The 20,112-nt window shown below is 41.8% G+C and carries 10 protein-coding genes and 1 pseudogene; 3 read left to right on the top strand and 8 right to left on the bottom strand.

Going from position 1 to position 20,112, the window contains the following annotated elements:
* Positions 1-256: 256 nt before the first annotated feature.
* The gene (locus tag AHMF7605_RS27715; RefSeq protein WP_106933165.1) at positions 257-2,524 is read right to left on the bottom strand and encodes a M56 family metallopeptidase; all 2,268 of its coding nucleotides are present in this window, start codon (positions 2,522-2,524) and stop codon (positions 257-259) included.
* A gap of 12 nt (positions 2,525-2,536) precedes the next feature.
* Entirely contained in the window at positions 2,537-2,902 is a 366-nt protein-coding gene (locus AHMF7605_RS27710) for a BlaI/MecI/CopY family transcriptional regulator (RefSeq protein WP_106933164.1), read from the bottom strand.
* A 689-nt stretch (positions 2,903-3,591) separates the two neighbouring features.
* Here AHMF7605_RS27710 and AHMF7605_RS27705 point away from each other — a divergent pair.
* On the top strand, positions 3,592-5,574 hold the full coding sequence (locus tag AHMF7605_RS27705; protein WP_199200319.1) for a CocE/NonD family hydrolase: 1,983 nt from the start codon (positions 3,592-3,594) through the stop codon (positions 5,572-5,574).
* An 865-nt stretch (positions 5,575-6,439) separates the two neighbouring features.
* Here AHMF7605_RS27705 and AHMF7605_RS27700 read toward each other — a convergent pair.
* On the bottom strand, positions 6,440-8,125 hold the full coding sequence (locus tag AHMF7605_RS27700) for a tail fiber domain-containing protein (RefSeq protein WP_106933163.1): 1,686 nt from the start codon (positions 8,123-8,125) through the stop codon (positions 6,440-6,442).
* Positions 8,126-8,730: 605 nt separating this feature from the next.
* Here AHMF7605_RS27700 and AHMF7605_RS27695 point away from each other — a divergent pair.
* Positions 8,731-8,988, top strand: a complete 258-nt coding sequence (locus AHMF7605_RS27695) for a hypothetical protein (RefSeq protein WP_146153688.1) — start codon at positions 8,731-8,733, stop codon at positions 8,986-8,988.
* 449 nt (positions 8,989-9,437) lie between these two features.
* Here the strand turns inward: AHMF7605_RS27695 and AHMF7605_RS27690 are convergent.
* Positions 9,438-10,516: pseudogene (locus AHMF7605_RS27690) on the bottom strand (DUF2652 domain-containing protein).
* 289 nt (positions 10,517-10,805) lie between these two features.
* Positions 10,806-11,945 carry a YncE family protein gene (locus AHMF7605_RS27685; protein ID WP_106933161.1) on the bottom strand — a complete coding sequence of 380 codons (1,140 nt, stop codon included), beginning with the start codon at positions 11,943-11,945 and terminating at the stop codon, positions 10,806-10,808.
* 338 nt (positions 11,946-12,283) lie between these two features.
* Between AHMF7605_RS27685 and AHMF7605_RS27680 the strand changes: the two genes are divergently transcribed.
* Positions 12,284-13,510, top strand: a complete 1,227-nt coding sequence (locus AHMF7605_RS27680) for an aminotransferase class V-fold PLP-dependent enzyme (protein WP_233219279.1) — start codon at positions 12,284-12,286, stop codon at positions 13,508-13,510.
* Positions 13,511-13,591: 81 nt separating this feature from the next.
* On the opposite strand, the gene AHMF7605_RS30700 is transcribed toward AHMF7605_RS27680, so the two are convergent.
* The 3 genes from AHMF7605_RS30700 to AHMF7605_RS27665 are packed head-to-tail and all read right to left on the bottom strand — an operon-like array spanning position 13,592 to position 20,103.
* Positions 13,592-16,858 (bottom strand): type I restriction endonuclease subunit R, encoded by a 3,267-nt coding sequence (locus tag AHMF7605_RS30700; protein WP_233219278.1) that lies wholly within the window; start codon positions 16,856-16,858, stop codon positions 13,592-13,594.
* Positions 16,839-18,050, bottom strand: a complete 1,212-nt coding sequence (locus tag AHMF7605_RS27670) for a restriction endonuclease subunit S (protein WP_106933160.1) — start codon at positions 18,048-18,050, stop codon at positions 16,839-16,841. Before AHMF7605_RS27670 ends, AHMF7605_RS30700 begins: the two co-directional genes overlap by 20 nt.
* On the bottom strand, positions 18,043-20,103 hold the full coding sequence (locus AHMF7605_RS27665; RefSeq protein ID WP_106933159.1) for an ATP-binding protein: 2,061 nt from the start codon (positions 20,101-20,103) through the stop codon (positions 18,043-18,045). The genes AHMF7605_RS27670 and AHMF7605_RS27665 overlap by 8 nt, the downstream gene beginning before the upstream one ends.
* Positions 20,104-20,112 lie beyond the last annotated feature (9 nt).

Here is a 20,112-nt window from a genome sequence, read left to right as displayed (position 1 = left end):
AACAATTCTCCACTTTTAGAGAGCAAAATCCGCAAAAGCCCAAATAAATCTGCTGCCGCTTGGCTTTATGTTACTTTAAAAACCGCCGCCAAGAGACTTATTTGATTGAAACTAAGCAAATCAGGCCAAAAAAATAAATGGAATAAATTTCCTTTACTTCCTCAATAATACAGTTTTAAATATTAAAAATAAGGAGAGCAGTCAGATGAGTAATTGCTCTCCTTATCTATTTAGCTTACTTAATTCTATGTTTTCCTTACTCTTTTAAAGCTTCAATGGCCGAGTTATGAATCTTGAGAGCAATATATTTATCGAGTTTGTTAAAGTTATAACCCTTTTGGCGGGCTTGTTTAATGAAGGTACCATCCACGTCATGAATTTTAGCTTCTACTACTTTATCCATACTCAGATTCGGGAACCCGGCTTCTTTTAATTCAGCGATATAAGCAGCATCCACGTCATGAATCTGAGCCTTTACTAGTTCGCTAAAATCTAAATCTTTAAAACCTAAATCCCGGATTGCTTTTATCGACGCCGGATTTAAATCATGAATCCGGGCTTCGAGAACTTGTTCTAAGGCAAGATTCTTAAGACCGGCGGATTGCAGTTCCTGAATATAGCCCGCGTTAACGTTGTGAATATTTAATTCTATCATTTTATCCAGGCTAAGATCCCCGAAACCGAGGGCGCGCAACTCTTTAACCGACTCTGGATTAATATCATGAATGTTGGCTTGGATAATTTTATCCATAGTTAAATTGGGGAAGCCGGCTTTTTTTAAATTCGCTACGTAGGCCGGATCTACATCATGAATTTTAGCTTCTATCATTTTCTTCATGCTAAGATCTTTAAAGCCCATTTTCCCTAATTCCTGAACGTATTCTTTATCAATGCCGTGGATTTTAGCTTCTAATACTTCTTGCAAGCTTGGTTTCTTATGGCTATGTTCCTGGAACATAGTAATATAACTTTGGTGATCGGCTAGGGAGACGTCGTGAATAGCTACTTCCAGCAAACGGTCGCCGGTTACCTCGGCGTAGTTCTTCTTTAAGAAATCAACGTATGCCCGGTTTACGCCGGCAAAGAATAAATGAAATAGCAGGTTTTTATCTTTGGCTACTAAATTGTTAGAGGCTAAATATTGTTTAAAGGCAGGTTTCTCGGTAAAGGTATATTTTCCCTGGCCAACTTCGGCTTCCAGGTTACCGGTTAATTGCAGCGTACCTACTTCGTTGTTCATTTTGTACACCTCATTACCGGTTTTTTGAAAAAGCTTTTTATCAAAGCACTGCGACATGTTCCAGGTGGTATTATTCCGGCTACCTTTTAATTCCAGGCAATATTCATTGCCCTCCTGGTGGCTGTACCAATAACCCGCCGACATATCGGAGTCGTTGCTTTGGATGGGCAGGGACTTCCCTTTGGGTTTGCTGGGCTTTGGTGGCTTTCGCGCCAAATTAACCGCAACTTTGGTAGTAAAAACGTTTTCTTTTATTGGTTTAGCTTGGCTAATGGGTTTCATCGGCAGCAAAATGTCGCTTATGGGTAATTCCTGACTGGTAGCCGGCTCGTTCATCATGAGTATCGTTCCGAAAAACAATGGCACCAGAAAACTGTACTTCCAGTAAGCGTGCGGCGTAGACTTTTTTGCGTTCATCATCATAATTCTTTGTTTTAGTAAGGATTGATTGTAGTTAGTGGTAATAGAGAGAGGTTTATTCGGAACCGCAATCTGCAATAAATTTAATTGGTAATGTTCGGGGCTTACCGGTTCTTTCGCCAGGAGCAAGGCATCGGTTTGGTATTCGTTATTTTTCTCTATTTCGCGTTTCAACAGCCAAATAATAGGGTTAAACCAAAGTACAATCACCGCAAGTTCGGCGAGCAGCAAATCAACACTGTGCCTTAACCGAACGTGAATTTTTTCGTGCGCGAGTATTTGCTCGTAAGTTTCAAAGTCATAATCGTCGGGATAAATAAAAATGTACTTAAAAAAGGAGCAGGGAGCTTGCCGGTGCGTGGTATTCACAATTACCACTTCCCCATCGTATATTTTGTCTTCGGTCCGGAGAATTTTATAAAAAAGGCTGCCGACCTGAAAAAGCAGACTTATCGAAAAAACCATTACCCCGAATAAATAAAGCCCGCCCAACCAAAACAGTCCGCTAAAAGTAGCGCTATTAGAAAGCTTTTTAGGAGTAGAAGCTTCGTTTTGTACCGGCGTAGAAGTACTAACCGAGGAGGACCGGGCCGGTTCAGGAGAAAGATTTATTTCATTCACTGGCGCCTTCGGATGAATGCTGTTGCTCGGGTAATTATTAGCTGGTTGCCAAACGGTAGTTAAATAACCCTGGTGATTCATTAATTTGGGCAACGTAACAAATGGCAGAACAAAGGCCAAAAGTAAACCGGCCAGCAAGTAAAAGCGATTAATAGTAAAAAAGCTTTCCTGCTGCAGCAAAAGTTTGTAAAACAAGAAAACTACCACTAGGGCAAACGAAGCTTTAAGTAGTAACTCCATCATGGCTTTAGAAATTTAATTTGTTTTTTGCGATTTTATAATGCGAATCAGTTCATCCAACTCTTCGTTCGACAAGTTTTCTTCCTGGGCAAAATGCGTGATCATTTTAGAGAAAGAATTATTGAAATATTTCCGTTTTATGGTGGCCACATCTTGTTGGCGGTACTCCCCCAAAGAAATTAAGGGCGTATACCGGAAGGTATTCCCAATTTTTTCCGCGTTCAAAAATCCCTTATCCGTCAGGATTTTTACCATGGTTGCAACGGTATTGTAGTGGGGTTTGGGCTCCGGCAGGGCATCGATAATGTCTTTGACAAAAGCGTTTTGGAGTTGCCAAACAATTTGCATGATCTGCTCTTCGCGTTTTCCTAATTTCTGCATAATCTTAATTGTTTCACCAATACTACTAATAAATTAGGAGTAATCCTAATTTATTAGTAGAAAAACTAATACATTAGGAGTATGTAACAAAATAATGCCTTTGAAGCTGATAAGGGAAGTAAATCAAATTATTATTCTGGCTGGAAACGTATAAGACGTATTTGTTAAAAGTACTAGTAGCTGTTTGTCGTTGGAGTTGGTTCCCGTATCCAAGGAATAGTGCTATCTAGTTTGAGGCTTCAAGTTTGCCTCGTGGCCGGCGGGCCTCGTTTGACTCTTCCGGACGGGTGGGAACGTGCGCAGCACGCCCCTAACCGTCAGAATGCTCAAGCACCACAACCTTAGAAGGTCCTCCATAGCCAAACTGGTGTCAACTTTTCTTGGCTACTTGATTTTAATTATAATCAGTTAATACGTCTTATTCCTTTCCATTGGGTATAAGATTATATACATTCAGACGGTATGCATAAGATCATTCGAAAACTAAAGCCGTACTCTGGCTGGTGGTAGCGGAGTTTATTGACATGAGATTTCTAATTCCGGACAAAAGAATGGTAAGTAAATAGAATGACTCTCCGGATTTTATAACTAATCAATAAATTTCAATTTCCGGTTAGATTCCGGAAAGTATGCGGGCAACAGATCTTGATTACTGAACTTTTGATCCGGTGTTTTTAAAGAGTTGTCTATTGCCTTTTTTATTTTTCCTGATTCATTTCTGGTATATTGCCCGGGTAAATAAATCTATCCTGCCGTTTATGAATTTTAGTCGCCTTCTATTTATTCTGCTCCTAATTGCTTCTAATTTAAATACCTTGGCTCAAAGTACTGCTCCGGTTAAATTAACGCCCCAGCAGAAACAAGACAGTTTGTATCTGGCAGAGCATTACCAGTTTCGCCAAGCAATGATTCCTATGCGGGACGGGGTAAAGCTTTACACCGAAATGTTCGTTCCGAAGGATGCGGGTAAGCCAAAAAAGTATCCTTTCCTGATGACCCGTACCCCGTACAACGCGACCCACCTGCATAATCGGCTGTATACCAATGCTTCTTTTGCCCAATTAGCCCGCGAAGGTTTTATTCTGGTAGAGCAGGATGTACGGGGCAGGTGGCACTCGGAAGGGAAATTTTCGCACGAACGCCCATTGGTAAATAACCCCGATAAGAAAAAACAAAAGCAACCCGACGAAAGCACCGACACCTACGACGCTATCGACTGGCTAGTTAAAAATGTCAAGAACAATAACGGTCGGGTGGGAATTCACGGGGTATCGTACCCGGGTTTTTACAGTACGGCCGCCGCTATTAGCAATCACCCGGCTTTAAAAGCAGTTTCGCCGCAAGCACCCGTTACCGATTGGTTTATTGGCGACGACGTGCACCACAAAGGCGCTTTTTTCTGGATGGATTTCTTTGATTTCTTACCCCGCTTTGATCAGCATACCCCCGATAAACCAGCCACCCGGACTTTTGGCGTAACGCAAAGCAAAAACCAGGACAATTACGATTACTTCCTGCATACCATAAAAACCCCCAAACTAGCCAATACCGGATTTTTTAAAGACAGCATTCCGTTTTGGAACGATATTCTGGCCCACCCGGATTACGATGAATACTGGAAAAGCCGGAATCCTTTGTCGCACGCCCGCAATTTAAAACCGGCCATTTTAACCGTTGGGGGCTGGTTCGATGCGGAAGATTTATACGGGGCGCTTAAAACCTACGAGCAAATCGAAAAACAAAATCCGAAAACAAATAATAAATTAGTCATGGGTCCCTGGTGCCATGGTTGCTGGTGGCAGGAGGCCAAATCTTTGGGCGATGTTGCCTTTGGTAGTGCCACTGGGGCATTTTACCTCGATAGTTTGTTTTTACCTTTCATCAATTACCATTTAAAAGAACAAGGCTCGGCCACAAAATTAGCCGAAGCTACCGTTTTTGAAACCGGTACTAATCAATGGCGGAAATTTAACACCTGGCCACCGGCGGCTAAAGAACAAGTATTGTATTTACTGCCCGAAGGAAAATTAGGAAACACGGCTTCTACGGTTACCAATTCTTTCGATGAGTATGTTTCTGATCCTGCGCATCCGGTACCTTATCAAAGCCGTACGCACCGCCAACGCACCACCGATTACATGCTCGATGACCAGCGATTTGCCGCTGCCCGGCCCGATGTAGTTTCTTTTGTTTCGGAACCTTTAACGACCGATGTAACTTTGGCCGGACCCGTGCTGGCCGATTTAATTGCCAGTATTTCTACCACCGATGTTGATTTTGTGGTGAAAATAATTGACGTTTACCCGGAAGATACATCCGACGCGGTTGCCGCCGAAGGCAGCAAAGCCGTTATGAGTGGCTACCAGCAATTAGTACGAGCCGAAATTTTACGGGGCCGTTACCGCAACAGCTTCGAAAAACCCGAAGCATTTATACCTAATCAACCCACTCCGGTCCGTTTTACGGTGCCGGATCTTATGCATACTTTTAAACCGGGCCACCGGATGATGGTGCAAATCCAGAGTTCCTGGTTTCCGCTCTCCGACCGCAACCCACAACAGTTTATTAATATTTACCAGGCTAAACCCGAAGATTACATTAAATCCACTGTTCGCTTGTACCACGATGCCCAACACCCCTCGAAGTTAGTGGTGAAAGTTTTAGAAAAGTAAATTGGGTTGAAAAAATAGAAATAGAAGAAGAAAATCTTCGAAATTTCTAAAACAGACCTATTAGTAGCTAATCTTTATATAAAAAGCTTATTTAACCATATTCAGGCTATTATAATGAGAAAATACACCGAACAGGTATTACGTGACATCTTCTGCTTACGAATGAGTACCTAAACTATACGAAGCTAGTACGCATAAACCGGGAATTAATCTTACTAAACTTGTAGCCAGTTTCCGGAAAAAGACAGATTCTATTTTAATCTTGCCCAACTGACCCTTCCGAAAAGTAGGCTACGTGGAAGTAAACTCATTAACTACAAGAATGAAATATTAAGAGGGCAAGTGGGGCCATCATTAACAGGGCTACCCAGATAGTTTTAGAAGCAATAACGGGCTTAGGCATAAAACAAACTTTATTTATCGAGCCATAATATAGTAAATAATATATATAAATAAAACAAATATATCTTTTTTTTAACCAGCTTTTCCCTAGCCGATGGCGCCAATAACAATCAGGCGATGGAACGTACCCGGGCGCAACCAGTAACAATTTAATTAGACTTCCAGCCTCCGGCTTTTACTCGTGGTTACTAGTCAAGCCCGCTTCCGGCATCATTTCGCCCGCACTAATTTTGAGTATAACACTGGGTACTCAAACTTTACTTATTCGATTTTATTTTGAACACTAAATTTTATTGCATTTAACGACTTCGTTAAGGCGGCTAGTTTTTCCCGGCATGGCTCTTTCATTTATATTAGCTTTATTTTGATTTACAGAATCGGATAGAAAAAAAGCCACTCTAACGGAGTGGCCTTAAAAAGACGCATTTTAGAGTACGCACAAAATCAATGGTATTAGTGATACTTATTTAGATAAAAGTAATTGTTTGGCGGCAGCTACTCTTCCGTTTACGACAAGGGTATAAATATAAGTACCCGCCAGTAAATCGGAGCCATTCAGTTGTACCTGACCATTTTCAGGGGCGCGCAAAGTTTTAATCAGCTTACCCGTAGCCACTTCAAATAATTGAATTTGAGCCGAAGTACCGGCCGGTATGGTATACCGGAAAGTAGTTATTTCATTTACCGGATTAGGATGGTTTTGCTCCAAAGTAACCCCAAGTAAATCGTTGTTGTTTAAATTAAAATTATTTCCTGTTTTAAGAGCGGCTTCTAATTGCGTAAATCGTTCCTGGAAAGTAGTAAGTTGTTGTTGCAAGAGTATATTTTGTTGTTGCTGGGCCGTTACCGTCTGCTGCAATTCCTGAATAGCTTTAATAGCTAATACCCCGAACGCACTGTAATCCATGGTGTAGGTTTCCGCTCCATCATCTCCTTTCTCTTTAAAAACGACTTCTGGAAATATCTTTTCTACTTCCTGCGCAATCAAACCATAATTTTTTTGGTCTTCAACTTTATTCTTTAAGAAATGGTATTTTTTCACGTCGAGCTGTAAGACTTTGGGCAATACCGCCTCCGCCTTTTCAATGTCTTTTTTAAATCTTAAATCCGAAACCGTAGAATAAGCCCCTGTTGCATCGTTAAATCGGCCTAAAAAAGCATTATTCGCGTATAAATCTAAATTTCCGTTGGCATTAGAAACATACAAAGTCCAGTTTTGATTATTGGCTCCCGAATTGGCCAGTCGTAAGCCATGGTTGGACCCTGTTCCCACACCGTGCACCAAATGAGCTTCCACCACCGGGTTATCCGTATGAATGCCTAATTTTCCGGCCGTTGAGTTCGGTCCGGCTTGTAAAATTACGTTTCCCCCGTTATGATTTAAAAACAGCGGCGAAGCTACTCCATTTAATCTGGCCATAATCTCGTTATTATCAATGGCTATGTTCTCACCGGTAAGGCCACCGGTAATAATAAATCCGCCTCCGCCCTGGGCGGCATCGGTTCCACCGGTAATGTGCAACCGACCTGCTGGCTGGGTATTACCAATGCCCATATTTCCCGTTCCATTGGTACCGTTATAAATTAGATTGCCCCCATTTTGATTTAAAAATAAGTCGGCGCTAGCTCCATTACTTCTCGCCATTATTTCGTTGTTATCCAGCGCCACGTTGTTGGCGGTAATGGAACCGGCTACTATAAAACCACCGCCACTTAGCGCCACATCCGAGCCTTCGGTTACGTGGAGTTTGGCAGCCGGGGTACTGGTACCAACTCCCATTAATCCGTTTACATGTAAGCCGTTGGCGGGTGGTGCAACATTAGCCCCGATAGCCACTCCCCCGCCACTATGCACCAAAAGCTTGGTTAAATTATTAACATCTACCCGCAGAGCATTCTGGCCGGCAGTGCTGTTTATATTTACCCGAGCATTAGGCGTTGAAGTACCAAAACCCCATAAACCATTGGCGGTCATTACCCCGCGTTCCTGATCATTGGTAATAAATAGTACCCCGAACGGAGTAGTTGAACCAAAACGACGAACGCCGCCCGTAGCGTTTCCGGTTACCAGCCAAGGAGATTGAGCCAGTAAGGGTAGGTGGTAGAAAAGTACAATACTTAAAAACAGAAAAAAGAAATACTTTTTCATAACAATTTACATTTAAATGTTTTTGCAGGCACTTAATTAGAAAGCAATGCAGGATGAGCCAAGGAGGTCGATTCTGACTTCAGAGAAGTGAGCCCAGAATGAATTTCAGCAGATTACTTAGGCTGCTGTCCAGGTGGGAAGTTTATTCGGCTGAAAGGAAATTACCTCGCCTTTTAACAGATTGCCAAAGCCAGAGTAACCTTTCTCCGGCAGAAGCAAATTTTAAAACTTATAAATTAGTAGCAAACGGAAAAGCAAACAGTAAAACGTACTAAATACTTTAAGCGGGAAGAGGCGTCTTTAAAAAGTAAATTCCCGGTAATTACTACCCGGAAAGCCGTTAAGAAACTCGTTTAAAACGAAAGAGTAAGGGGTAAGCCGTAAAATAAGACACTAATATACACTAATTTACCGTAACACTCAATAATAACCGCATAATTTCTGTCTCTGTCATTACCTGCTCTTCCTTAGCGTATTTAGCGCTTGAAAGCAGGATAAGGTAAAAGGCAAACATTCTATCCACTGTATTAAAAATAATTAACCGGCCCTACTAAAATAAGTAAAATTACAGATCAGGATGGGTGTTTTTACTATTTACCCGATTTTTGGCAAATCCTACCTTTGGCATTATAAAAGTCTTACAAAAAATGGCCGGTTTATTAGATTCAATTTTTAGTACGGGTAGAGTGAATAGCTTAAGTAAAAAAGAATTACACCGGCACCTTTCTTATTTACACGAAATTATTCCCCTGGAACGAAGTAAAAAACGCGTTTTACAATACCGGCATTGGCAGGCCCGACTTTTTTGGCAGTTAGTTAAGGTGAACCGGAAAAAACGTTATGAAGGTCTTTATTACTTTTAAACTTAGGCCACCCGATTCCGGCTCAGTATAAATCAGCATTTCCCCTTTACAACTAAGTATTTCTCTCCCATCAATAAATACGTTGACTATTTAATTTTACTTGCCCCAAACAAGAAGATTATGCAACCGGTAGAGGAGTATTCATTGGCGAACTCTCTCGAAAATCAAAGTGGAAACCAGGTAGAAGCTGTTATTCTTGGTATTGACACCCATCTGAAAGAGAAGTCCGATAGTTTCGAGATTGTTCGGTACTGTACTTCAAATTTGAGTTAATGACTAGATTAAGGAAGTTAGATAGTAACGAACATCTGTTCATTTATTAAAGTCCGGCTTTTTCTCGGGTGCTCTTCTCCGAATAAGAATAACTAATTCTATTTTTTACCTGCTGTTCGTTCTGATCTTCGCTTCACCCTAGGCCCGGTGGCAGAGTAAAAAATTGCCTGATTGGATTAAGGAATTGCTGGGTTTACCCGGATTTCTTTTACCAAACCTTCCAAATTAGTAAGTGATTTCTGAAAATTTTCTTCCAGCTTCTTTTTCCGGAAGAGCTTAAAAAATACAACCGCTAAAAAATCTTGCTCCAGGTAAAAATTTAGAGTAAACCTGGTCTTATTAGGGCCGGTTTTCTCCAGCAAAAAGCAAGTGGAGCTTTTTTTCTTCTCGTCGGTTTCACTAAATTCTATTCTTTCGGGCTGGTACCGGTAGCTAGTCGTGTAAATACTAGTTTCCCCGTTTTGCATTACGCAACGGCAACGCATGCCCACGCGGGGCAGAAAATGACTAATTTCTTCTACGGTTTTTACGCCTTCCTGCCAATGGCTCCGGTAATGAAAATCGCCGACAGCGTGAAACAAAGGCAAAATATCTGAGGCGTACTCCCGCGACAAGGAAATTACTTTCCTTTTTTCTGTGAGCTGGGGCGACTCGAAGGGCTCCGGTTCAATGGCCGCTTTTAACCCACTTAATTGGGTATAGTGAAAAGGTATTTCCCCGTTTTCGGTGGTTTTAACGCTTTCGTTCCATTGCATTTCTTTACCTAAACTTGCCGGCGAGCTAGCGGGCACCAGGTTTTTGGTAATTAACCAGTATTCGTGCTGCTCAATATCATTTTTTAAAAGTTGATGCGCGACAATAATATCTTTACCAATTAACTTACTAAAATTTTTACCTGGTAGCTGGCAAATTCGCCGTAATGGGTTATTATTTTTAAGGAAAGCGTTATGGCCGAGGTACAAGCCCGGCACTGGCAAAATTTACGGTGGTCGTAGGCCAACAAATGGCGGTGAAAGGCACAAAACATGTTTTCGACCTGCCGGTACAATTCGTTTATATCCGGGGAAGGACCAAATTTGTAAAACAAAATAGCATCGCCTTCAATCTCCGAAATTTCCAGCCCGATCTGGTTCGCGTTTATCAGAATTTCGAGCAGTTCCTGAATAATCAACCGGCTGTGTTCCAGTTCGGTTTCGTTAATAAACCGGGTAAAGCCACTTATGTCCGGAATAAAGACCAATCCTTTGTTTTCCATTTTAACTTCCAGCTAAACCTAGCTAATTAGGTAGTAAGTATACAGTTGTACGTTAACCGTTTCCAGCATGTGCTCTACCAAGTATTTATTTGGATTACAATTTTAATTAATTTTGACTGGTTACGTACTCTTTTCATACTATCCCATTTACAAGATAGCTCTTTTAAAAGGTGGAAATTAGGGTAATAGTTTGTTATTTAACATATTTTAAACTTTTCACCTATCAGCCCGGCTATTTAGAGTAAAACAAAATTCTAATTCTGAATTTTCTGAAATAAATAAAAAACCTTTACAAGGCTCGCCCGATACCGAACTGGTCGCCGGCTTTTACGGCTTTGTGATCGAGCAAGTGTACTTCTACCATTTTCTCACTTGCCACGTTGTTATAAAACTCGTCTTGGAGGGTGGTTAGAATTTTGCGCGTTTTTACGTCAATTACTTCTCCGCTCGAAGGATAGGCGAATTTCCCGTCCATACTAAAAGTTACCCAGCCGGGCATATCTTGCAAGGGAATAGTGGTTAATTGTTGATAAGGTTTACTGGCGCTAAAAACGTGCATTCGCATATTATGGCCATCGGCTACCCAAAGTTCTTTTTCGTCGGGAGTAAGACCAATGCCGTGGCTGGGGTTGCCGTGCCGCCGGACTGGCCCTTTCGTCCAACCTTCTACCTCAATGCGGTCCAGCAGCTTCCCGGTTTGCAGATCGCCTACTTCAAAACCTAATAAGCTATCTACGGTAGCAAACACCAAAGTTTCAGCACTGTTAATCGTAAACGGACGAATACCCTTGCCAAAGGGGCCTACTTTTTTTACTACGGTATGGCTGCGGGTATCGGCTACGTGCAGCAAAGGCGAGCCAATATCGCCCATGTACACGTACTTACCCGATGGACCGTAAATAGTATTATGCGCCCGGGCCACAACCGGAATTTTCTTAATTACCTTACCCGTTTCGCAATCCACTACATTCCAGAAAGTATTTTCCAGTGAAGGCAGGTACATGGTTTTACCATCCGGCGAAATAGCCATGCGGTCGGCACCCCCTTCGTAGGATTTCTCCCACAAAACTTTTTCGGTGGTTAAGTCTATTCGCTGCAGGGTTTGTAAAGTACTCACGTAAATGCTGTTGAGCGGCACACTCACGGCCACTCCTTTTACATTCATGGGTTTGCCATTCGGCCGTAATCCCTGGGTTTTAATCCGCTTGACAAATTGGTGGTTATTATCGATATCAAAAACCAGAATTCCGTGCCCGCCATACCCCAAATAATCCCGGATGCCCGGCACGGCCACGTATAAAAACCGCCCCGTGGCAGGTGCCTTTTTCTCTGATTTTGCACCAGGGGAAGGTAAGGGTTTCCAGGCTACGGTTAAGCTAATAAGTATTCCAAGGAACAATACTCGAAAAACGGAAATCCTGGCTTTCATACTGGTATGGGTTTAGAAGTAACCTGATTTATTGTTTACTTAAATATACAATTTGGGAATAAAGTATGGCTAACAAAACTTCGGATTTAAAGGGAAGTTTTCCCAATAAATATTGGCGGGTACAATGACTATAAGTTAGATAGACGTTTTAATGGTTTATAGTATACTTTCAAAGCCACCGAAAACGACCATTTTTGATACCGCCACTCGGCCTGCTTCCTAATTTCGGCCAAAATTTCCTGAAGTTCTCCGGCTGTTCCTTTGCGGCGATTAGAAAATTCCACTTGTTAAGCCACCGGATAGTAGTAAATTCGACCAGAATCTTATTTTACTCGTTTATGGCCATGCTTTCTTCCTCCTCCCCAACATACACCGAGCAACAACCCGGAATAAACCTCGATAGTATCCGGCAGGATACCCTTGGTTGCCACGACAAGATTTACCTGAACAGCGCCGGTGCCTCGCTCATGCCGCAGCCGGTGGTGCAAATAATGCGCGATTACCTTAACCAGGAAGAACAACTGGGCGGCTATGCGGTGGAACAATTGCGGACCAACGATATCCAGGATTTGTATACCGAATTAGCCCAATTACTCCGCTGCCAACCGCGTAATATTGCTTATACCAACAGTTCTACCGAAAGTTTTGCCAAAGCTTTATCTGCCATTCCTTTTAAAAGTAACAATTGCATCGTTACGACCAACGACGATTATATTTCGAATCAAATTGCTTTTTTAGCACTGCAGAAAAGATTGGGCTTGCAGATTTGGCGGGCAGATAATCTGGAAAACGGCGATATTGACCTTAACCACTTCGAGCAATTAGTGCAACAGCACCAACCCGCTTTGGTAGCCATTACGCATATTCCCACCAACTCCGGACTGGTGCAGCAGGTAGAAGAAGTGGGCAAAATTTGCCGGCACTATGGTATTTGGTATTTGCTGGACGCTTGCCAATCGGTGGGGCAAATGGAGGTTTACCCCGAAGAAATTGGTTGTGATTTTTTAACGGCTTCCGGCCGGAAATTTTTGCGAGGCCCGCGCAACACCGGGTTTTTATACGTCTCGGACCGGGTACTGCAAGCCGGTTTGGAACCCTTATTTATTGACCGCCGCGGGGCCGAATGGACTACGTTTGATGGCTACCAAATTCAAGATAACGGTAAAAGATTTGAATACCAGGAAATTTCGGGTTCCCTGGCAGGGCTAACCGAAGCAATACGGTACGCCAATAAAATAGGAATAGCGAACATTGCGGCGTATAACCAAACTCTGCGGGAAAGACTACGGGAGAACCTATCCGCGCAGCAAGGGCTGGAATTACTGGACAAAGGCTCGCGCTTAAGTAATCTAGTAACTTTCCGGCTGCCCGGCGTAGCCCTGGAGACCATCGTAAACACTCTCAAAAGTAACCAGGTAGTCTATACCGTGAGCTATAAAAACTTCGCGCTCATTGATTTTACCAAAAAAGGAGTAGATTGGGCCATCCGCTTTTCCCCGCATTATTTTAATACTCTAGGTGAGATGGATAATGTATCGGATATTGTAGCGCGAATTAATAGGTAATTATGGCTGCTTTAATTTTTGTACTTAAATTATTTCTGCTGTCCGTTATAAAATAAGGAAGTAAATAGAGTTTAATTGCTTTTAAGCCACCTCAAAACGCCACTCTTTATACCGCGACTCCGCCTGCTCCATAATCTCAGCCAGAATTTCCTGGAGTTCATCGGTTATGCCTTTGCGGCGGAGGATGCTTTTTACCGATAATTGGATCTGAGCTTTGGTATCGGTTTTTTTGTACCAATCCGGCTGTTGGGTGTTTTTCTGGATAACTTTGGTTACCTCTTTCACCACTTCTTTAATCAAATCAAAATCCTGAACAGCGTTGGGGTGCTTGGCCAGAATTTCGTAAAAAGCTTCTTCATCTTCGGTTAAGCCTAATTGTCTCCGGCGTTGATCTTCTTCCTGCATTTCTTTGGCTACCTCGCGTACTTTTTGCAGGGCAATTAAACTATCAAAAAAGTGGTCGTGGTAATCCCGGATTATCCGCTCCAATTCGTCTTTCAGCTTGCGATATTTAACCAGGTTCTTGCTCGATCGAACTTTTATTTCGTCGTTTAAAATTTGCCGGAGCAGTTCTAGTTTTAGTTCATTGCCGCTTTTCTCTTCTTTGGCGGTAGCCAGGAAATCGTCGTTGATAATGGAAATATCAAAACGGTCGATGCCGGCCATCTGGAAAACATCTATTACTTCTTCGCTTTCGATGCTGCGGTGAATAAGTTCTTTTATCTGGCTTTCTTTTTTGCGGATGTTGGTTGGCGGGTATTTAATTTTACGAACCGCCGCCCCTACGTGCTGAAAGAACAGAATATCTACAGCTATATCGCTAATGGCCGCATGATTTTTCACAATTGGAACCAGCTCGCTTAACTTTTTCTCGTTTACCAAAAACGCCTTACAAACTTCCTCATCGGCTACCAGCAGATTAACCGCGCGCATCACTAACTTAAATTTATCCCCTTCTTTTAAATACGGCCAGCTATAATAACTCCACCCAAACCGCTCCAAAATTGATTCGCCGTTCAAAACCGCAAAGGCTGGTGCTGTCGGTCGTCCCCCTTTGGAGGGGGTTGGTGGAGGATTTTCTCCTTTAGCACCTGTATTACCAGAATCTAAGGAAGAATTATAATGGGCCAACGGTTCTGCTGCCGTAGACAAAGTAGTAATTTCTTCGGGAGTATTTGTCCTCCCCCTACCCCCTCCGAAGGGGGACTTTTCTAATGCTTGGTAAAAATATTCTGGTAATTGATTTTGTAAGTCCTGGATAACTTCTTTGGTCAGTTCAAAGGCTTCTTCCAAATCAATGGTAACAGCCCCTTGTCCACCACCACCGGTGTATTTTTTGGTAGCGTCGCGGAGTTTGTCGCCGATGCCGATGTAGTCTACTATCAGGCCGCTGGGTTTATCGCGGAAAACGGTGGCGACGCGGTTTACGGCCTGGATGAGGTTGTGGCCGCTCATGACTTTATCGACGTACAGCGTGTGCAGGGCGGGGTTATCGAAGCCGGTGAGCCACATATCCCGCACAATAACAATTTGCAAATTATCATCGGGGTTTTTGAAGCGGGTTTTTACTTCTTCCATGGCCTCCTTGGTGCGCACGTGTGGGTTCCACTCCTTCGGGTCTTTGGCAATGTTGGTGGTCATAATCACGGCTACTTCGGGGCAGTTGGGCAGGGCCGTGAGGGCATCGTACATTTTCACGCAATTGCGGCGGCTCATGCACACCACCATGGCTTTGCCGGGCAGGTTGGCGGTGCGGTTCAGGTAGTGGCTTAGAATATCGCGGGCAATGGCTTCTACGCGTTCTTTGGCCCCGGCGGCATCTTCCATGGCCGCCCACATTATTTTGTTTTTATCGCTTTCTTCCAGGCCGGTGGTTATTTCTTCGGCTTCTTCTTCTATCTGCTCGTTACCCAGATGAAGTTTAGCCAGGCGCGGCTCGTAGTAAATGGGCACTACAGCTTTATCGGCGGTGGCTTGTTTAATGTCGTAGGTATGAATAATTTCCCCGAAAACGGCTACCGTGTCGGCGTCTTTGCTATCGACGGGGGTGCCGGTGAAACCAATAAACGAGGCCTGGGGCAAAGCTTTGCGCAGGTTGTTGGCAAAGCCGGTTATTAAGCCGTACTGGGTGCGGTGGCACTCATCGGCAATGACGATAATATTTTCGCGCTGGCTCAGAATGGGGTGTTCGGCTTCCCGCAGACCATCGAGGGTATCTTTTAGCCGGAACTTCTCGATGGTACTGAACACCACGCCGCCACCTTCGCCGCTAAGCAATTGGCGTAAATCGTCGGTGGTTTGGGCCAGGGCTACATCGCCGACCAAATCTTTGGCGCCTACAAAATCTTCGTAGAGCTGCTTGTTTAAATCGAAGCGGTCTACCTGCACCACAATGGTGGGGTTTTTAAGTTCGGGTAGCTGGCGCAGAATACCGGCATAAATAGCCATGGTAATGCTTTTGCCCGAACGGGTGGTATGCCAGATTACGCCAATGCGGCCATCGCCGAGCGGACGGATGGATTTCTTGGTTTCGGCGAGGGCGTACTGGATGCCGAAAAACTGATGGTATTTGGCGCCTTTTTTTATGAGCTGGCCTTTATCCAGTTCGTGAAAAATATAAAACCGGATGTAGGCCAGCAAACGCTCTGGTACCAGTAAACCTTTTATCAGGGTTTCGAGGGCAAAATCGTCGGTTACTACTTCGCGGCCATTGGTGCTTTTCCAGGCGGCAAACCACTCCAGGCCGCTGCTGAACATGCCGTGCAGCGTGGTAAAGCCATCGCTGATAATGGTGAGGGCATTGGTTTCGAATACCCGCGGAATATCCTGGATGTAATGCTGCACCTGGTTAAAAGCGGCTTCTACGGTGGTGTCCTGGTCGAAAGGGTTTTTAAACTCGAACAGCACCAGGGGCAGGCCGTTGATGAAAATGATTAAATCGGGGCGGCGGGTATTTTTGCCTTGTACTGTAAACTGGTTTACGACCAAGAAGCTGTTTTGCGCGACGTCTTCGTAGTTAAGGGCGTAGAAATGCTCGAACTGGGGCTGGCCTTTTTCGTTTTTCCAGGTTTTGCTAAGGCCTTTGCTGAGCTTTAAATGAAACGCGTGGTTTTGGCTGTAAATATCGGCGCCGGGGTTAAACAAAAATTCCTGCTTTACTTCTTCCAGCACTTTGGCCGGCACGTGGCGGTAGCGTTGCGCTAAATATAGCCCGAACTTATCTTCCAGCACGGCTTTATTTAGTGGCCGCGGAATATCCGGCCCGTACTGGTATTGGTACTGTTTGCTTTCTTTAAGCCAATCGATGGCTGCGGTTTCAATATCGCTTTCAGCTAGGTACCGGCTCATACAGTTCTTCGGCTTTGGTTTGCATTACATCTATTTCCCCGGACATGAGTTTGGGGAGAAGGGAGTCTCTTATTTCTGTTAATTTTATATTTTCTTTTTCGTTTAAAACTATTTTTTCGAACAAAGGCCTAACCAAATTATCAAACTTATTCACAAGCTCAACGGGTGGAATTTTTAAATCAATATTTTTAAAAACTGATTTACTTATCTCCAAAAAGGTTGAGCCGTTAGCATTTTGAATTATTATATTCATGTTTTCTTTTAACCAATTTAACATGAATAAATTAGAATATCCTTTATTACAAAGAATGGCAATATAACCCTGATTGATTGCAACGGCAATTTGAGTTATTGCTAAATATCCAATTGGCGCTCTTGATGATAAAAGTAAGGTTCCTATTGGAAGAAGCCCAGAACTTACTTTTTTTAATCCTTGCGGTGTTAGTTTTTTCTCTGTATCTAAAAGTACCGGAAACCTTAACCCAGATAAATCTTTTGGAGAAGTCCAATGAAATTCTCCATCCCAAAATTCTCTTTGTTTGGTGCTGGGAGTTGTTCCTCCTTTTACTTCTAGAATTTCGCCAATTTTACCAAATCTCCATCCATCAGATAAATTATCAATATTATTTACAAAATATTGCTGAAAAAGTGTTTGTGCCATTTGTTCCAGTGTTTGGTTCATCCGGCGGTTGAGTTCTATTTTATAATCTAGGGCAGATAATATTTCGGCTATTTTTTTTTGTGTTTCTAAGTCTGGTAAGGTTAATTCAAGCTTATCAAAAATATCTTTAGGAACACGTTGCCTTCCGGATGTGCCAACTAAATGTAATTCGGCATATCGGCGTACTTCTTCCCATCTAGATAAATAATAAATAAAATTAGTATCTGATACATTTTCCCTTTCACGAAAAACAAGAAATTCAGTAGAGCCAAAACCTACACCATTTTTTAATCCTTTAGCTTGGCAAATTTTTCCATTTTCTAAACAGGGTGTTATGCGAGCAAAAAGTGTATCACCTTCTCCAAATCGAGCTCCACCCGTAATAGTCCTTTCTTGCGCAGGATAAACATATCTCTGCCCATCGTATAAATCCTTCATTTCAATAAAAGAGAATGTGCCTTTTCCTTTAAGAGAGATGGTTGGGTTTATTTCAACAAAATCGGAGAAGGTGTAGGGTTGCCAATTAGTCATTATAATCTATTCCAAGTTTTTCAAATAATACTCGATTTCTTTGCTTTGAATCACTTAAGATTTTATTATATGATATAACTTCCATATAAGTGTTAAGATTTTTCAGAGAAGCAAACAAACCTTCACCTTCCATCATTGGCGTAAATTCGTGCATTTCAATTATATCACTCTTTAATTTTGGTGGTAAATCACAAATAAGATAGGCAAAGAACCTGCAATTCGCCGAAACTTCTATAGGCCTCCCGTTTGGGTCTTCAGCTGTCCCATTACGAATTGTTCTTATATAATTCTTTACTTGGTCAATTGGGTCTTTATCTTGAGCATAACCTTTTCGCATTGGCCGCTTGAATTCAATAATTACCATTGAATCGTAAGCAGACTGTCGATTTTTTTCAGAATATGCAAGTGGTATATTAAAGTCTTGATTTGATTTTCCAATTAATATATCAGGTTTTCCAGAGTCTTTTTTATTTTCGAAAGGTAAGTCCGATGCAACAAATCTGTGATACGAAAGTCTTTCATCAACAAGCCAGAGGTTCTGCGCTCCTAATAGGTCCTCATTTGTGTGGCCTTTGGGGAAAATCAAATTATGAATTTCCTCTTCCCAATGATATGTACCATCGTCTTTTTTTGAAAGTAGTTTACCAAATATATCAATAAGGATTCTTCTATGTACAACGTATTCTGATAGTTCCGACTTCGTTATATCCGATAATGTGTTTACAACTTTCTCAAAATTTTCCTTGTATAAATTTATAGTTTCTTCACTTGCATTCTCTTTAGAAATTAAGTCCATTGTCCGTTCAATAGACAAAACATCTTTTTTTGCATCGAGTAAAATATCATACTTGGCCTTTGAAAGAGCCAGATTTAACTTGTTTTTATCTGAAACAACGCTAGGCGAAATTTTATCAATTATTTTCTCGTATTGCAACAAAGGAGCAAAGTGCGGGAAAAATTCTTGAATACTCGTAAGCATTGTGTTTTTTTTCTTTTCTCTTAAAAGAGCTAAATAGCTATCAAAGTGTTCCTCAACCTTTTCCGCTGCGGCTGTTTCAATATCTTCTATACTTATTTCATGGATTGAATCTATTGACTTTTTAGTTTGCGGTAATCCAAATTTTGTTCTTTCAGGGTTCGATGAATTATCCAGATAGCTACTTGATACAAGAGCTTTAATTACAAAGCTTTGACCGTTTTCTATTTCTATTAAAGAAGAGTTAAGATTGGGAATAAATTGATTTAAATTAGTTGAAGTAACAACTCTCTCATCAGAACTCAATAAAATTGAATGATTAAAATTGTTTTCATCATTTTTTACTTTCAGCAAAGCAATAGTGAAATCAACTTTATTTATCGTAAATGAATCTGCATCCTTGTCAAGCAAAAAATCATGATTGAACCTATTATTTAAATTAATCTCATAAGTTTCGCCCGCCCTTGTGTCTCTTACAATAATTTTTGGGCAATGAGGAGAGATTAGCTTTATTACAAGATGTTCAATTATTTCATCACATATAGCTTCTAATGTTCTTGGTAATTTTCTAGCATACTCTGGCCTAACGTTTTTCAATCGAATAATTGTCCTTAGCTCACTATTTGGAGCAGCAGAGAACTTTTCATCAGCAATTGCTTCTTTATTGTTTAAAAAAGTAAATTGCCTTCGAACAATTGATTCTTTTGTTTTAAATATACTATCAACCTCTGCATATTGAAAAACTTTAAGCCAAGTGAATCTGCCAACACCTTTACCTCCTCGGTTAATTTTATAAGTAGAATCAGCATTAAGAAAAGAATTATAATTTTCCTCATTAAATCCTATACCATTATCCGTTATTGAAAAATTTTGAAAAGGTAAATATGTTCCTTTTCCATCATCATATAAGTCTTTAGCTCTTTGTAGTTCAACTAAAACCTCCCCATCAGCCCTTCCAGCATCTTCAATACTTTGCAAGGAATTGTTTATTGCCTCAAACAAGGCCATAATCCCATTCTTCTCACTCAATTTTGTGTTATTGACCTTGCCAACAACATCTGCATTCATCTTTGACATAATCTAAAT

Origin of the sequence: Adhaeribacter arboris, from assembly GCF_003023845.1 — a bacterium.
In the GTDB taxonomy this organism is placed as follows: Bacteria; Bacteroidota; Bacteroidia; order Cytophagales; family Hymenobacteraceae; genus Adhaeribacter; species Adhaeribacter arboris.
The sequence above is the reverse complement of the archived record's forward strand: the minus strand, read 5'-3'. Positions and strand labels throughout refer to the sequence as shown.

What these genes read in the sequence shown, in the direction of transcription:
- AHMF7605_RS27715 (WP_106933165.1), bottom strand. Translation starts at nt 2,524, where the DNA reads ATGATGGAGTTACTACTTAAAGCTTCGTTTGCCCTAGTGGTAGTTTTC.
- AHMF7605_RS27710 (WP_106933164.1), bottom strand. Translation starts at nt 2,902, where the DNA reads ATGCAGAAATTAGGAAAACGCGAAGAGCAGATCATGCAAATTGTTTGG.
- AHMF7605_RS27700 (WP_106933163.1), bottom strand. Translation starts at nt 8,125, where the DNA reads ATGAAAAAGTATTTCTTTTTTCTGTTTTTAAGTATTGTACTTTTCTAC.
- AHMF7605_RS27685 (WP_106933161.1), bottom strand. Translation starts at nt 11,945, where the DNA reads ATGAAAGCCAGGATTTCCGTTTTTCGAGTATTGTTCCTTGGAATACTT.
- AHMF7605_RS27680 (WP_233219279.1), top strand. Translation starts at nt 12,284, where the DNA reads ATGGCCATGCTTTCTTCCTCCTCCCCAACATACACCGAGCAACAACCC.
- AHMF7605_RS30700 (WP_233219278.1), bottom strand. Translation starts at nt 16,858, where the DNA reads ATGAGCCGGTACCTAGCTGAAAGCGATATTGAAACCGCAGCCATCGAT.
- AHMF7605_RS27670 (WP_106933160.1), bottom strand. Translation starts at nt 18,050, where the DNA reads ATGACTAATTGGCAACCCTACACCTTCTCCGATTTTGTTGAAATAAAC.
- AHMF7605_RS27665 (WP_106933159.1), bottom strand. Translation starts at nt 20,103, where the DNA reads ATGTCAAAGATGAATGCAGATGTTGTTGGCAAGGTCAATAACACAAAA.